General features: G+C 49.0%; 12 protein-coding genes. 4 read left to right on the top strand and 8 right to left on the bottom strand.

Translation table 11 applies throughout. The features are described 5' to 3' along the window. Window positions 1-25 precede the first annotated feature (25 nt). The 7 genes from JJD41_RS21820 to JJD41_RS21850 all read right to left on the bottom strand — a co-directional run bounded on the left by JJD41_RS21820 (window position 26) and on the right by JJD41_RS21850 (window position 10090). A complete protein-coding gene (locus JJD41_RS21820; RefSeq protein WP_200669590.1) occupies window positions 26-871 on the bottom strand; it encodes an FkbM family methyltransferase in 846 nt (281 codons plus the stop codon). Further along, complete coding sequence (locus JJD41_RS21825; protein WP_234489055.1) at window positions 868-3111, bottom strand: nucleotide-binding protein; 2244 nt, start codon at window positions 3109-3111, stop codon at window positions 868-870. Before JJD41_RS21825 ends, JJD41_RS21820 begins: the two co-directional genes overlap by 4 nt. After that, entirely contained in the window at window positions 3054-3965 is a 912-nt protein-coding gene (locus JJD41_RS21830; RefSeq protein ID WP_200669591.1) for a PIG-L deacetylase family protein, read from the bottom strand. The genes JJD41_RS21825 and JJD41_RS21830 overlap by 58 nt, the downstream gene beginning before the upstream one ends. Further along, window positions 3965-5209: a glycosyltransferase family 4 protein gene (locus tag JJD41_RS21835; RefSeq protein ID WP_200669592.1), complete on the bottom strand. Its 1245-nt coding sequence runs from the start codon at window positions 5207-5209 to the stop codon at window positions 3965-3967. The genes JJD41_RS21830 and JJD41_RS21835 overlap by 1 nt, the downstream gene beginning before the upstream one ends. Before the next feature lie 1077 nt (window positions 5210-6286). Then, the gene (locus JJD41_RS21840; RefSeq protein WP_234489056.1) at window positions 6287-6604 is read right to left on the bottom strand and encodes a hypothetical protein; all 318 of its coding nucleotides are present in this window, start codon (window positions 6602-6604) and stop codon (window positions 6287-6289) included. A gap of 176 nt (window positions 6605-6780) precedes the next feature. Beyond that, the gene (locus JJD41_RS21845) at window positions 6781-8064 is read right to left on the bottom strand and encodes a glycosyltransferase family 4 protein (protein WP_200669593.1); all 1284 of its coding nucleotides are present in this window, start codon (window positions 8062-8064) and stop codon (window positions 6781-6783) included. Between the two features lie 184 nt (window positions 8065-8248). Continuing rightward, entirely contained in the window at window positions 8249-10090 is a 1842-nt protein-coding gene (locus JJD41_RS21850) for an ABC transporter ATP-binding protein (RefSeq protein WP_200669594.1), read from the bottom strand. An 814-nt stretch (window positions 10091-10904) separates the two neighbouring features. On the opposite strand from JJD41_RS21850, the gene JJD41_RS21855 reads away from it, so the two are divergent. From JJD41_RS21855 to purU, 4 genes are all read left to right on the top strand, one after another. Next, window positions 10905-11780 carry a M48 family metalloprotease gene (locus JJD41_RS21855; protein WP_200669595.1) on the top strand — a complete coding sequence of 292 codons (876 nt, stop codon included), beginning with the start codon at window positions 10905-10907 and terminating at the stop codon, window positions 11778-11780. A gap of 65 nt (window positions 11781-11845) precedes the next feature. Next, on the top strand, window positions 11846-12253 hold the full coding sequence (locus JJD41_RS21860; RefSeq protein WP_200669596.1) for a hypothetical protein: 408 nt from the start codon (window positions 11846-11848) through the stop codon (window positions 12251-12253). Window positions 12254-12514: 261 nt separating this feature from the next. Next, entirely contained in the window at window positions 12515-14305 is a 1791-nt protein-coding gene (gene aspS, locus JJD41_RS21865) for an aspartate--tRNA ligase (protein WP_200669597.1), read from the top strand. Between the two features lie 436 nt (window positions 14306-14741). Continuing rightward, entirely contained in the window at window positions 14742-15596 is an 855-nt protein-coding gene (gene purU, locus JJD41_RS21870; protein ID WP_200669598.1) for a formyltetrahydrofolate deformylase, read from the top strand. Here the strand turns inward: purU and JJD41_RS21875 are convergent. After that, window positions 15593-16060 carry a ribosomal maturation YjgA family protein gene (locus tag JJD41_RS21875; protein WP_200669599.1) on the bottom strand — a complete coding sequence of 156 codons (468 nt, stop codon included), beginning with the start codon at window positions 16058-16060 and terminating at the stop codon, window positions 15593-15595. The two genes, purU and JJD41_RS21875, sit on opposite strands and share 4 nt — an antisense overlap. Window positions 16061-16103: the final 43 nt, after the last annotated feature.

Here is a 16103-nt window from a genome sequence, read left to right on the forward strand (position 1 = left end):
GAGATAGACTTGCTAGATTGCCGCTCTATTTGGGGAGAGCGATCGCGTGAGCAACCTGCCATTTTAATCCCGGGTAAGCGGCTTCCAGGGTCAAGATTTCATAGTTAAAATGGCTGACAAAATTATCGAGGATGCACCGTTTTTCTAAGACCCCTTCTTGTCGTTCGTCGTCAATTTCGTAAATCACGATCGGTCGAAAGATTTTGAGGGTGTCCGCCATTCCATAAAGCACGTCGAGTTCGGCTCCTTCGACATCAATTTTGATGAGGGTGGGAGGATCGAGTTCTAAATTTTCGATCGCGTCGTCGATGGCGATCGTTTCGATCGTCATTGTTGCCGTAACATCTGGAGGAGCCACGACCGTAGATAAAGTATGTCCGCCGGGATAGTGGGTCAACAGGAGTTTTCCGGTGCCACTTTTGCAAGATACGGCTTTTTCTAAAACAGAAACATTGCTCAGATGATTCAGTTCGAGATTGACTCGAATTCGCCGTGTATTGTGCCATTCCGGCTCGAAGGCGTAGACGCGCCCGGAAGGACCGACCAGGCGGGCGGCGATCGCGGTAAAAAATCCGAAATTGGCACCGATATCGTAAAAAATATCTCCCGGTTGTAAATAGCGAGCTAAGACATTTTGAACGGGTAATTCGTAAGTGCCAAATGCATAGTCGGGATTGGAATTTCCCCCGTTAAATTTCAATCCTTTGCCGACGCCGTGAGTCAGGGTGACATTGCGATCGCGCAAACTGGCCCGGACGAGGCGATCGGCCCATCGGTTCGATGGCAACTCGTACAACTTTTCAAGAAGTTGAAGGGGTACCAACTTCAACAGTGGGACGCTCGATGTTTTTAATGCAGTTTGGATGTTCATCGTTGACCTCCATTCACTCCATGAGTGTCAGCTTTAGCGCTAAAGTGCTTAAAACAGCTCCCGGTATCGTTTCCCCATTCCCAATTGGCGACTATCCCGACTCGATGAATAGATAGGCGGGAAATATGGGGATAAACATCGCTGAGTGCGCGATACAATACGGGTTCTTCGTTCACAAATGTCAGGTAATTGTTGCCGTCGAAAATGACGCGCAAGGTGTAGGGAATCCCCCAATACACCCGTTTGCCGACGTTGGTCCATACGGCGTCATACAATTCTTCAAATCCATCGAGATGAAAGAATGAGGAAATCGAGGCGCCACCGTAGCCGTCGTCGAGCCAAGTGCTGACGGTGATGTAATTGTCGGCATCCTGCCAAAAAATCAGCCCCGCGCGCCCGTTTTCCCTCTGTCCGAGATCGCTGCCGGGGGGCGTAATTTCAACCTGGACGTCCGCCAACTGGGGAAATGCCCAGGGGAGAGTATACGCAGTGCGATCGCGATTCGGCTGTTGGGCCGTGGCGCGGACGCGAGCGCTGCCGTTCCCCGTGCGTTCGATCGCCCCGCGTCCCATTTCCAAGCGCCAGGACTGACCCCCGATCTCCGTTTGGGTTTGGGAGAGTTCTAGGGGTTCGCCTTCAAAGTCATCGGCTAAAATCAGCTCGGAACCCGTCGCCATCCAAGGGGCGCCCAAGTCTTGACTGGCGGGGATCGCAACCGATCGCGGATGGGCTTCCAAGGCGCGAAACTGGTTCCCGTGGGGGTCGAGAAAACCGATGCCAATTCCGGTGGCGTCGGACCCCCGGCGATCGCCCAAGTCCCCGTCAAAGAGGGGTTGACCGTCGAGGAGCGCCCGGAAGCGATCGCCGTCGTCGAGGATCTGCACGGAATGAACGGTATTCGACGTGAGAACCGGGCGATCGTTCCGTGCTACCGGGTGCCAGACGCCGCCCTCTCGAATGCCGAGTTCCCAGCGATCGCCGGACAACCACAAGGCCCAAAAGTTCTCGCGATCGCGCGCGCGCCACACCAGCGCCGAGGTTCCCGGTCGCGCCCCGGTCGCGATCTCGGTATGCACTAGCCCGCAAGGCACCTGGGGATCGAGTAACGCCAGCGTGTCGGCGGCGACGGCGATCGTCCCCGTCGGCGTCCGTTGACAAGCGCCCGTGCAAACGCTCCAATCGCCTCCGATTTCGGCGGGAGAGCCGTCTAATTCCCCCTCGCCGACGAGGCGATCGGCCCCGCGAGCGCTGCCGTACCACTGCTCGAATTCCGGCACGGATTGCACCTGCACCCCATAAACGCGAGTGTCCACGCGGAAACCAATTTGACCGAGAACGCTTTGATAAATCGCCGCATAGACATTGGGGGTGAGATCGAACGGGTCGATCGCCAACGGACGCATCTCGGGATAGCTTCCCAGCCCTCGCGCCTGGGGAAGGGAAGCGGCATAGTAGGCGGCGCCGCGTTCGCGCAGGACGATCGCATAGTAAATTTGGAGGTTTTGCAAACCCTGAAACAGGGGCGCGCAGCGATCGCCCACGCGCACCAACAGTTCCCCATTATCCGCTCCCGTGGCCCGCACGATCGCCGCATTCCCTTCCATCAAAGGATTGCCAGGAACGGCGCTGGGAAACCACCCGATCGCGAAATTTTCCTCAATTCGAGGTAAGGGAACGTATTTCGAGAAGCGCGGCGTACTGCGAATCCAAGTCAACAGCCGTCTGAACATCCCGCGTTTGTGAGGACTCGTCAGCCATCGCCACAACCGCTTGTGAGGTGCTTCGGCCTCACTTCCGAGCCACCAACGCCATAGTCGTTGGCGCAGGGTTTCGAGCAAACTACTTTCAGAGGTGTTGTGTCCGTTGAGGACGAAAGCGGTAAAGGTCAAGCCATTACGGCGGGGGTACGGGCCGTAAGCAATTCCCTGTTTGCCCCAACCGGGGGTAATCAACGGTTGTAGGCGCAAGGCACCGTTATCGATGCCGATCCGTTTTTCAACATCGGCGCCGAGACGCCGCACCCCACCCGGACTCAAAGTGCCAATGACTTTCCCGGAAGGACGGCAATCGGTAAAGGAATCGGTCGCGGCGCGATCGCCGATCTGGCCGAGGGTTGGCGTTGGAGTAGGCTGCGAGGGTTGGGACTTGAGTAGATTTAACACGGTTTTGACTCGGTTTTGAGTTAAAATTTCACCCCTTGCATGGCCGGGGAGCGAATAGCTTTGTGTCCGAATCGCCATTGTCGATTTTGAGGCGATCGCGGTGAGGGGTGTAGATAGAAAAACTCTCGATTTTGCAAAAAACATTCTAAAAATTCACCGTTAGAAACATCGGCCAAAATCGGCCAACGATCGCAGGTCAAACGCACCATTTGAGAGCGATAGCAATTTAATGCCTTTTTTTTCGTTTCTAAAACATCACTAATATCGATCGCATGTCGGAATTCTCGCGCTAGTTTCAAGCCAAACTGGGCTTTCCAGGTACTGCTTAAAACCTCTAATTTCTCTTGTCGGTTGCCCACGAAACTCGTCCACGGCCAATGACGCCAGAACCAAATGGGATATTCGTAAATCGCCGCATTTAAATCCAGATCTTCGAGTGCTTTTCGCACGATTTGATGAGTCGCGTAATGGTCGGGGGGTGTATCGCCGGAGTAGGGAATAAAAATTTCGTGCGGTCGGCGATCGCCTAAAATTTCTTTAACCCGATCGCCCGCCAGTTCTCGACAATTGTGTAAGGTTCCATCTCGAATGTCGAGAAAGAAAACATCTCGTTCGGGAACGCCAAGAATTGCAGTAGCAGCGAGGGCTTCTTGTTTGCGAATGGCTTTCAGTTCTGCTTCGGCGATAAATTTAGAGTGCGATCGCGCCCCATCGGTCATGAATACGATTCCTAGCTCGGCTTGCGCTTGTTTTTTACGGGCGATCGTTCCCCCACAGCCGAGGGTTTTATCGTCTTGATGGGGCGCAAAAACGATCGCCGAATGGTTTAATCGGGCAGCTAAATACGGGCTGACACTCCGATTCATCAAGGACTGATTAAATTGGCGTGCTAGAGTTTTTAATGACCATTTAAATTGGAATGAATTAGTCATTATTTTTGTTGGAGATTTTGATAAACATTCCAAACCCGTTCGCTGACGCGATCCCAAGAAAATAACTTGAGAACTCGTTCTCGTCCCGCCTTACCCATGGAGGTTCGGAGGCGATCGTCTTCCAGTAACTTCAGAATCGCTGCCGCCAGAGAATCGGGATCGCCAGCGTGACAAAATAAACCCGTTTTCCCTTCTTCAATCACTTCTGGCATTCCTCCGACCCACGTCACGATCGCGGGAAGTTCTGTAGCCATTGCTTCGATTAAACTCATCCCGAAAGCTTCCGTGAGTGAAGGATTGATGAGAATATCGCTTTCCCGGTAAAATTCAGCTAAGTGAGAGTGGGGAACCGACCCGGGAAAAGAAACGCGATCGGCTATTTTTTCAGTAATGAGACTATCTAAATAAGTTGCATAATTTTTCTCATAAAATATGTTTAACTTTTGGACTTCGGGATCGTCACTCAAATCGACAATAAACTCCCGGGGAGTAGATCCTTTAGGACCGACGATTTGAAGGGTAACTTGTCGATCGTGTTCGACCACTTTACGGAAAGCTTCTAAAAGGACGTGTACGCCTTTCTCCGGTGAAATTCGCCCGACAAATATTAAGGTTTTAGGGAGGCGATCGCGCGGTTTTTCTGGGGGGCGAAAGTGGTCGAGATCGACTCCATTAAAAACCGTATGACATCGAGACGCAAAAGCGGGGAATTTTTGGCGTACTTTGTCGGTGACGTGTTCGCTACATCCGAGGATGGCATCGGTTTTTCGGAGGCGGCGAGCGATCGTCGTCGCTTGTAACTGAGTGAGCCACTCGCAATGCATGTGTAAAATAATTTTAATCTTCGGATTGAACGTCCGAACGATGGGAACGAAATGAGACAAATTGTGAATATGAACGAGATCGCAGTGTTGTCGTCGCAGATCTAAGGCGATCGCCAAAATATACCAAAAATGGTAAAGCGTAGAATTAAATAAAGGAGAGGGAGAAATCAGCACAATTTTTGAAAGTTCCCGCAAGATCTTCAGGAAGATGCGATCGGGAATTAGAGAGATTCGGCGATATTCAATCCCTCGATACGTTTCACATTTTACTTGCGATTTGTGACGTTTACAATAGCTGACGATCGCGCCATCTTTGCTCAGACGACTGGATACTTCATAAGTCCAGGTCGCCACTGAATCTGCATTTTGAACCGGAGGAGTGACCACACTCCACGGTTGGTTAATAAAAGCTATTTTCAATGGAGTTATCCTCCAATTGTTAAAAAAAGGAATCAAAAGCCAATCAAAAGTCACAGGTGGAGCGGAACTAATTGCGCGAAACAATTAATCCGTCAAACAAGACCATAAAAAGCCCGAGCCACGATCGCACTCCACGATCGACAACGCTTTAAAATTGTTTTAATTGTGCCGATCGCTTAAGCTATTTCGCCTCAATTGAGTTCAATTGAGCGAAATAGAGCTTACATCTCCCGAACTCCCCTGTAACAAGGGAATTTAGAGAGATTTTTTCGTAATTGATTGGGTTGAGAAAACCTAGATCCAGAATCTCGATCGCCATCGCCATCGCCATAGATAGGCTGACACTGGCGCCCTAGAAAGGCAAGTATGAATCCCTTTTTCAAGGGAATTCCAAAGAGCGATCGAGAGCTGAATCAATAGAAAATTGCTACAGACTCGATGGCGGCAAAAAAGCCAACATTTTTCCTTCGACGATTTATTATTAAAGATGCATTTTCCCTGAAGATCCGATCGCCTCGACCTCCCCAGAAAGACTGCACTCGCCTCAAGGAATCAATCTCGAAGCCGCGAATCTCTTGGGTGACCGATAGGGCATCAATCGATCTGGGTGGAATAAATTAAATGAGTTTTATTATGAGATTTCCGAAAATCTACTGAGAGTATGCCATTAATCGGTTGGAAATTGCAAGAGCTTTCGCGGTGGATTTACACAATCTTTACAAAAGCGATCGGGAGGCGATCGCCCCCGTCGCCAGCCCGTCTGTAGAGGCTGTAAAGTTCTTCTGGCAAAAGATACAGACCTGACGGAGATTGAAGCCTCGACAGCGATCTAGCTTTGACCGAGGGCGTGTCAGTCAACGTGCTACGTGATTTCACTGAATTTCTGCCCATTGGAGCAATATTTGAGACGAATTCACTGCGATCGTCCTAAATTCGGTGGATCTGAGTTCGACCTTGTCAACTTGCCAAATTGTCGGAAGGACACGGCAATGCTCTGTCCCTTGTATGTTATTCGTCGTCTGGTGGAAGACGATGAACCGCTCTGCCCGCTTCGGTCAGGTGAAGCTGGCGTGTCCCTTAGATCCGGCGCCCTTGCTTGCAAATATGCCACAAGGCAATCAAATCGTGGGTTTTACCGCCGCCAAAGCTGGTTTCTAAGCGAATTGCCCGGGAACCGATCCCCTGGCGGCTCAAACGGCCAAATACTTCGCGAATCAGGGTTTTGATCCCCTCAGTAGCGAAGGTATTGGCAAAGAAAGTATGAGGGTCTTGATAAACGTGAGGGGCTTTCCCTTCGACGACGGCGCGCAAGTCGGCGGCGAATAATTCAAATGCCAATTCTCCCGAAAGGATTTTGGCACGCGGTTCGCAGGTCGCGAAGATCGGTTGCAACATCGGTTCGCTTCGGAGGTGGGGGAAGGTTGAGAGACGGAGGTGGTTTGATCTGACAAGGTTGGGTCTCTCGAACCAAATTTTTGTATAGAGTGCTTAGATACACTTATTGCCCTCGTGCGAATCCCGGGAGTGTGGCGCGATCGATATCAATGACGTTCTTTAAGGGGCGAGATCCATTAGTTTTCGGTCGTGTTTCGTTCTAAAATTTCCGTAAATAGATCGACATAGCGAGAGGCTTGTAATTCTAAAGAAAATTCTCGTTCTGCCTTTGCTCTAGCGGCTATTTTTAACTGGCGATGGCGATCGCGATCGTCGAGAACCCAAGCGATCCCTCGGGCGAGATCTTCGCTGTCAAAGGGTTTAACGAGATAGCCATTTTGTTGATGATCGACAATATCTTTTAAGCCCGTAGCATTAAAGGTCACTACGGGGGTTCCACAGGCTAAAGATTCCGAAGCTGTTTGTCCGAATGCTTCCTCTTTGGAAGGAACGATCGCCACGTCGGCTGCTGCATAAGCAATGCTTAAAGAAATATCGTCATGTAAATGACCTAAATAATTCGTTTTCAAGCCCAGATCGATAGGTTGCTCCGGTTGAGACGATCCAAAAATGACTAATTCACTCCGATCTTGCCACTGGGAATGAGATAATTGTTGTAAGGCTTCTTGAAGTAGAGAAAATCCTTTGCGCGGATCTTTGGTCGCCTGAATAGCTCCGAATAAGATTAAATCTTTATCTTGGGGAAGGTTTAAAATTTGACGGGCAGTATGACGATCGATCGGTTTATAAGTTTGAGTATCGAGAGCGAAGGGAATGACTTCAACGCGGCAATCTCGCAATAAAGAACTCGATCGCGCGCATTGAGCCAACCACTGACTGGGAGCAACAACCGTTAAATTTAACTCTTTCCAGACCTTGGCTTTTCGATTCCAAATCCAACGGGATAAATCCGACTCTTTTTGAGAGTTTAAAAATGGACAAGCACCACAATTGACCCGATAGCGATCGCAATCCCCACTGTAATAACATCCCCCAGTAAATGGCCACATATCCATCAGCGTCCAAATGAGGGGTTTCTTTAACTTAGCTAATGTTTCTAACTGTAAATATCCATTGCCGACCCAATGCAAGCAAACTATATCTGGAGCGATGGTTGCCACTCGCTCGTCAATTCCATCCGGACACCACTGAGGAGAAAAACTATTGTAATTAAGACCAGAGTAAAATTTTAAAGGAAAGGAGTTTAAATTAGCCCTGAAACGCGAAAAAACTTTTCCAAACCCTGTTTTAGGAGCTAAAACCTTGGGGTCTTGGCTGGACTTTACCCGAACCAACATTTGGGAATTAACCCCAAATTTTTTTAATCCTTGATGGACTCGATAGGCGGCACGAGCAGCCCCCCCGGAAATATCAAAGGTACTCAAGTGAACGACATTGAGAGGAGATTTTAAGTGGTTCATATTATTGTGTCATCTTATCGATCTTTATTTAAACCAGTTAGGAATTACTAAGTGAATATTAATGAGCTGTTTCGATTGATGTATGCCAATGCTCTTTGATTTTTCAAATGACACCTTCGGCGAGACCCAGTAACACCTACCCATCTATTGACACCTATGCATTTTAAAAAAGAAAGAGAGTCACCTAATCTGAGTGGCTTTCTTCACCGAGAACCACCTCTTCATAGGTGCCACATTTGACAATTTTACCTTTTTCTAAGGTATAAATGCGATCGCAGTCTTTAACCGTGGTCAGACGATGGGCGATAATAATCATGGTTTTCGTGCCACTGAGTGCGTTAATTGCCTCAGAAATTAAACTTTCCGTTTCATTGTCTAATGCTGCCGTCGCCTCATCTAAAACTAAAACTTCTCGTTCGTGATAAAGCGCTCTAGCAATCCCCACACGCTGACGCTGACCGCCTGATAAGCGGACTCCTCTTTCCCCCACTTCCGTTTGCAATCCTTCTGGGAGTTCGTCAACTAACTCGCGCAATTGAGCTGCATCTATAGCTTGTTGCAATCGATGTTCGTCGATGCGATCGTCACTCACTCCAAAAGCAATGTTTCTGGCTAATGTATCGTCAATGAGAAAAATTGATTGTGGGATATATCCAATCGATTGACGCCAATTTGCCAAGTTTTCATAGATCGAGTGGCGATCGACTTTTATATCTCCGTCTTGAGGAATCAGTAGCCCTAAAATAATATCGACTAACGTTGTTTTACCCGCGCCGGATTTGCCGATTAATGCGATCGATTCGCCTTTTTTAATTTCAAAGGAAATTCCAGCGATCGCAGATTCTGAAATGTTGGGATAATGATAAAAGATATCTTCGATTTCGATGCTATCTTTTATCTCCAGAGGTTCGATCGACTCTGGAAGATCGGCCAGAACTAATCCTTTTTGCTTCGAGACGGCTTCAAATTTATCTGAATGTTTTCCGTAAATCTCTTTTAAATTCTCTTCAGAAGCCTCCAATTCTTTTAAATCTAAATAAAGTTTTTTAAGGACATAATCCGAATTTCTTAGGGTACTAATTGCGCCCATCAAGTTGCTGATAGCCGGAATTAAACGAATGGAAGCCACTGCAAAAATACTTAAAATGGCAGTCAATTGCTGGACGTCTTGATCTAGCAATAAAAACAGAGAGATAAACCCAACCAGAAAAATAACTAAAAAAGTTTCAACAATAATCCGGGGTAATAGTTTAAAGCCAAAAAAGGAGCCGCTCGCTTTTTCATATTTATCCGTTTGGGTTTTGAGTTGGTTTTCAAAGTAAGAACTGCATCCAATAACTTTTGTTTCTTTGATTCCTCCCAATCCATGATTGATGATTCTAATCATCGATTCGTTCGCTTCATGAACTTCTTGTCCCCAGTAGCTTAATTTGTTTTTTGAATAAGCAAACAGCAACCAGCAAGGAAGAAGAAGCGCTAAAATCGCAACAATGGCCATTAAGTTAGTGGCACATAACAAAAGGGTTAAAGATAAAATGACAATGACGTTGGCAATAGAATTGAGCAGGGGGATTAAAATAGCATGACCGAAAGTATAGGTATAGTTGGTAATGCTCTGGATTAGAGTTGCACTATTCCTAGATAGGTGAAAGGTGTATGGTGCGTTTAAATAGGCGTTCATTAACTTATTCGCTAACTCGCCTTTGAGTTGGAAGCTAAAAATAAAGACATAGGTTTGTGCGTTCCAACTAATAATCGACTTGAAGATAAAAATCAGGATAATAAATATTCCGAGACAGGCGATAAACTGACTTTCGGAAGGTAATCCAGACCGAGCGTATAAATTATTTAAAAATGAATTGGTTTGAACGATCTCCGGTTGGGTCGCAAGGGATAAAAATGGCCCGATTAAGCCAATCCCGAAAGCTTCCATCAAAGAAACAAATAGAAAAGAAAAAGTCAGGGGAACTAAGTATTTCTTTTTGTCGCCTAGGACGAAGAGGCATTTTCGTAAGTAAGATATCATTATTCTACTGGTAACTAGTTTTTGAAGAAGGTAAAAAGCTTGTCAGTTGAGTGACTCAATTGTTTTAAAAAACATCATGAAATACAAATGTTTTTTGCGAACAAGAATTCAAAATTAAATACATTTGTCGATCGCGAGGCGATCGTCGGATCGAAGGTGTCGAGACTGTGAGTATTTTATTGAGTTTTATCTTAAGCTTTAATCTTTTGTCAATGGCAATGGGTGTTGGTTGCCAGGAGATTGACTCATAACGGTTTCGGAGGATTGTGTTTTGTTGACAATTTCTCGACAGATATATATATGTGACAGTTATTGTGCTATTTAAGATTTAATTGTGGCAAGACTGTTATTTTGTGAAAAATACAGCAGTTTTCGCTGTTGGGCGGTACATTTCGATCCCCCTAAATCCCCCTTATTAAGGGGGATTTAGGGGGGTTGGGGGGATCTTTGCCTCTTGTACCTCATGACAGCGCGAATTGCTGTAATGAATTCTTGCATGATTAAACGCCGAATTCTAGCTGGGTTGTCGATTCCAGGGGCGATCGATGCAAAACCTCAACCCATACTCCTCAACCCATACTGTTAAGGGCTAACAAAAAATAGCCGATCGCCCCGATCCCATTCCGGCAGTGAGTGAAACCGTACCTGAGTGGGGGCGTTTTCTGCCTGCCGACCTCCAAGGCACTCGATACAATGGAAAGCACTTGAGGAAAACACTTGAGGAAAACGCGATCGGAGGCGATCGCCCCTAATTTTCTTCCGTATTTTCTCGTAAACCTTCCTATTCTAGCGAATTTAACGAGGTGGGTAGACTATGAATCAATTTAAAACCGTTGCCCTTCTAGGTCTGCTCAGTGGCTTACTCATCAGTGTAAGCTACCTGCTCATCGGTGGTTCTACGGGAGCCTTAATCGGAGTCACCCTAGCCGCCGTCACCAATATCGGCTCGTGGTACTATTCCGATCGCATCGCCCTGGCGGCGTACCGCGCCCAACCCGCGACCCTCAACCAAGCCCCCGAACTCTACCACATGGTGCGGCGGCTGAGCGATCGCGCCGGAATCCCGATGCCCGCCCTCTACATCGTCCCGAGTCCGTCCGCCAACGCCTTCGCCACCGGACGCGACCCCGAACATGCCGCCGTCGCCGTCACCGAAGGCATTCTCAACCTCCTCCCCAGGGACGAACTCGAAGCCGTCATCGCCCACGAACTGAGCCACATTCTCAACCGCGACACCCTCACTCAAGCCGTCGCCGCCACCATTGCCGGGGCTATTTCCTTTATCGCCCAAATGGCCTTTTGGTTCTTCCCCATGGGTGGCGACGACGACGGCCCCAATCCTCTCGGCTTGATTCTAACCCTCTTCCTGGCGCCGATCGCCGCCACCGTGATTCAATTGGGGATTTCGCGAACTCGCGAATTTGCCGCCGATGCGGGGTCGGCCCGACTGACCGGAAACCCCAGGGCCTTAGCCCGCGCCTTGGAACGGTTGAGCAGCAGCGCTGAAACCATTCCGATTCAAGGGAATCCCGCCTTCGAGCCCCTATTGATCGCCAATGGATTCTCCACGCGCCAATTTTTAGCCAATCTCTTCTCAACCCACCCGTCTACCGAAGCCCGGGTCGAACGGTTGCTAAAGTTAGAAGGAGATTTACCCGGGGCCGACGTGGGTAACTTCATTCGCAGTTAAAGCCACTGTAGCCCCCATCATTCCCGAGTTTTCAAACTTTAAAAACCCATTCAGGAGCAACAAACATGACAGACGAAGCCAATAACGTGCCCAAGGAAAGCGCCTTAGTCGAAGTCAGCCCCGAGACGGCCAAACTGGTTAACGAACAGATGCCGGATGCCACCGAACAGGTGAAAAAAGAGACGATGGCGCTGTTTGAAGCGATTAAAAAACGCGCTCAAGCGGAAATCCAAGGAGCCAGCCAGTTTACCACCGATGCCTATCTCAAAGCCGTGGGACAGGCGCGAGAAGCGATTGAAAAAGATAAAGTCCTCGATCCCGATCGCATCGCCTACACCGTCAAACTGATGGAAATGGACGCACGCCAGAATTGGGAAGCGATCGAAAAAGAAATCAAGGATTTAGGCGATCGCCTCAGTCAAATGGCCACCGATGCCTGGAATTCGATCGTCAATCCCTCCAAAAAGCAATAAAACCCGCGCCGGGATCTCCGGTCGCCTCAATTGCCAAAACCGGGGTCAGAGCATCTACGTCTCTGACCCCGGTTTGTTTTGTGTTACCATCTCCTTTCCCTGTGATTTCGCACAATCTTACGGAGATCTACTCAGGATGCCCCCTCATGCCGGATAATTGAGAAGTTTGTCCGGCTCGTCGTGCGAACGCGACCCCCACGGGCAACACCTCAACCTCGTTGACTTGTCAATCCACTCAGTCTGAATTTTCTATCGACCACCATGCGAACTTACTACTGCGGCCACCTCCGACCCGAGCATATTGGAGAAACTGTCACCCTTTGTGGATGGGTAGACCGTCGTCGCGATCATGGTGGCGTGATTTTCTTGGATTTGCGCGATCGCTCCGGCATCGTCCAAGTCGTCAGCGACCCCGAACGCACCCCGGATTCTTACGCCGATTGCGAAAAAATGCGTAACGAATACGTCGTCAAAATTACCGGACGGATCTCCCGGCGTCCCGAGGATTCGCTCAACCCCAAACTGCCCACGGGGGAAGTGGAAATTTACGCCGATCGCGTCGAACTACTCAATGGTATTTACAAAAAACTGCCGTTTCCGGTGGCTAACGCCGACACCGAAGCCGTTCGCGAAGAATTACGCCTCAAATACCGTTATTTAGACCTACGCCGGGAACGGATGAGCCGCAACCTGCGGATTCGCCACGAAACGATCAAAGCGATGCGTCGCTTCCTCGAAGACGAATGGGACTTTATCGAAGTCGAAACCCCGATGCTGACCCGTTCGACTCCCGAAGGCGCCCGCGATTATCTGGTTCCCTCTCGGGTCAACCCCGGCGAGTGGTTCGCCTTACCCCAGTCGCCGCAACTGTTCAAACAACTGCTGATGGTCGCCGGGTGCGATCGCTACTACCAGATCGCACGCTGCTTCCGCGACGAAGACCTGCGGGCCGATCGCCAGCCGGAATTTACCCAACTCGACATCGAAATGAGTTTCGTCGAAATCGAGCAGATGCTCGACGTTAACGAAGCCCTGATGTGTCATATCTTCAAAGCCGTTCGCGGGATCGACTTGCCCCGTCCGTTCCCCCGCCTCACCTACGCCGAGGCGATCGACCGCTACGGAACCGATCGCCCGGACACCCGCTACGGCTTGGAATTGGTCGATGTCTCCGACTTGGTGAAAGACTCCGGTTTTAAAGTCTTCTCCGGCGCCGTCGCCCAAGGTGGGATCGTCAAAGTCCTGCCGATCCCCGGCGGAAACGACGCGATCTCCAACGTCCGCATCAAACCCGGCGGCGACTTATTCAAAGAAGCTGCCGAAGCCGGAGCTAAGGGACTCGCCTACATTCGCGTGCGCGAAGGCGGTAAAATCGACACGATCGGGGCGATCGCCGACAACCTCACCCCCGAACAAAAACAAGAACTGCTCGCGCGCACCGACGCCCAACCGGGACATCTATTACTCTTCGGCGCCGGAGACACCGCCACCGTCAATAAAACCCTCGATCGCCTCCGCCAAGTCGTCGCCCGTCAACTCGGCCTCATCGACGAGAGTAAAATTAACTTACTCTGGGTCACCGACTTCCCGATGTTCGAGTGGAACGCCGACGAAAAACGGCTCGAAGCCCTGCACCACCCCTTCACCGCCCCCAACCCGGAAGACCTCGACGACCTCAAAAATGCCCGGGCTTTGGCCTATGACATGGTGTATAACGGCTTGGAAATCGGCGGCGGCAGCTTGCGGATTTACCAACGCGAAATCCAGGAAAAAGTGTTCGAGGCAATCGGTTTGAGCGAAGAAGAAGCCCGCAGTAAATTCGGCTTCTTACTCGATGCCTTTGACTACGGAACCCCCCCTCACGGCGGTATCGCCTACGGTTTAGACCGTCTCGTGATGCTCCTCGCCTCAGAAGAATCGATCCGCGATGTCATGGCCTTTCCAAAAACCCAACAAGCCCGTTGTTTACTCACGGGCGCCCCGGCGAAGGTGGAGCAACCCCAACTTAAAGAACTCCACGTCGCCTCTACCTACAAGCCGAAAAAAGACTAATGGTACTGTCGTGATTTGATTTTTTATCGTTCGAGTTGACGACTTTCGACCCGAGGCGATCGCCTCGGGTCGATTTATATAAAATCATCAATCAATCGAGAATTTCCTTGCTTTATACCATTTTCTAAACCCTCGATCTCTCTCATTATTTTTGAAAATTTTTGAAAAACAGTATTACAGCACTCGGGCGTCTGATGAAGTACAGTGCCTATCCCCCTATCCCCCCTTCGCCCCCCTTTCAAAGGGGGGTTGGGGGGATTTCGGGGGGAACGAGGAAAGTAGGGGTTTGGTAACCAAACCCCTACCTGGCGAGGGGGATCTAAATGTCTTGCATAGCAGAGGAAAATGCTGTAAAAACTGCTAGATATTTCAAAAAATCAAGTGAAATACCCCAATGATATAATCTAAAATCCAACATCTAAAATCTAAAATTCCAATGACCTCACCCACCGCAACCTTATTACTTTCTTGCCCCGATCGCCGGGGATTAGTCGCCGAAATTGCTAATTTTATTTATTCTCACGGTGGCAATATCGTTCACGCCGATCACCACACCGATTTTACCCGAAAAATCTTCCTCACGCGCCTCGAATGGCAATTAGAAGGCTTTGATTTATCCCGAGAAGAAATCGCCCCCGCTTGCGAACAACTCGCCGGATCTTTACAAGCGAATTGGCAACTGCATTTTTCCGATACCGTGCGCCGCTTGTCGATTTGGGTCAGCCGTCAAGATCACTGTTTGCTCGATTTACTCTGGCGACAAAAAGCCAAAGAATTTACGGCAGAAATTCCCTTAATTATTAGCAATCACGAAGACTTAAAAGAGATTGCGCTTCAATTTGGTGCCGATTTTCACTACTTACCGATTACCCCGGACAACAAAGCCGAACAAGAAGAAAAACAGTTGCAATTATTGCGAGACTACCAGATCGATATCGTTGTTTTAGCAAAATACATGCAGATTTTGCGCCATAACTTTATCACGCGCTTCCCGAATATTATCAATATTCACCACTCCTTTTTACCTGCATTTGTCGGCGCAAAACCCTACCATCAAGCCTACAAACGCGGGGTGAAAATTATTGGGGCGACGGCCCATTACGTCACCGACGAGTTAGACGCAGGACCGATTATCGAACAAGATGTGGTGAGGGTTTCTCACCGAGATGAAATCGCCGATTTGATTCGGAAAGGGAAAGATTTAGAACGGATCGTGTTAGCGAGGGCCGTGCGATCGCACCTGCAAAATCGGGTTTTAGTTTACGGCGATCGCACCGTCGTTTTCGGTTAATGATTGCCTTCGGACTCTTCCGACGCGATCGCCCGATTTAAGTGGCTGCGTAAGGCTTGATGTTGTAAAAAACGCAACCACCACCAGCCCGCCAAACAGCCGATCGCGTAATAGGGAAAGTCCGACCAAGTAAAAAATGTTCCCAATACCAACCGACCCATTAACGTCGCTCGAATCGCCTCTAAAAAGGGCGGATGCCATAACTGTAGAAATTCTACAGCACAAATCACGACAAACACGATCCAAGCATTCCATTTAGGCGACAACTTCGGCACTAAAAAGGCCAGTAATAACATCCAAAAAATGTTATAAGGAACGCCACCAAAACTATTGTTAACCCATTCGCGTCCCGGACCGGGATAAAACTTTAACGCCAGTCCTAACGGGACGATCGCCAGGAGGGAAAGGGCGAGAAATAGGCGATATTTAAAATTGGGATGACGGGGAGAAAATAGAGAACTCATTAATTGTATTTTACTCTGAAATAACCGGAAAATCGAATCAATA

It is taken from the genome of Oxynema mangrovii CENA135, from assembly GCF_016632315.1.
Lineage (GTDB): Bacteria > Cyanobacteriota > Cyanobacteriia > Cyanobacteriales > Laspinemataceae > Oxynema > Oxynema aestuarii.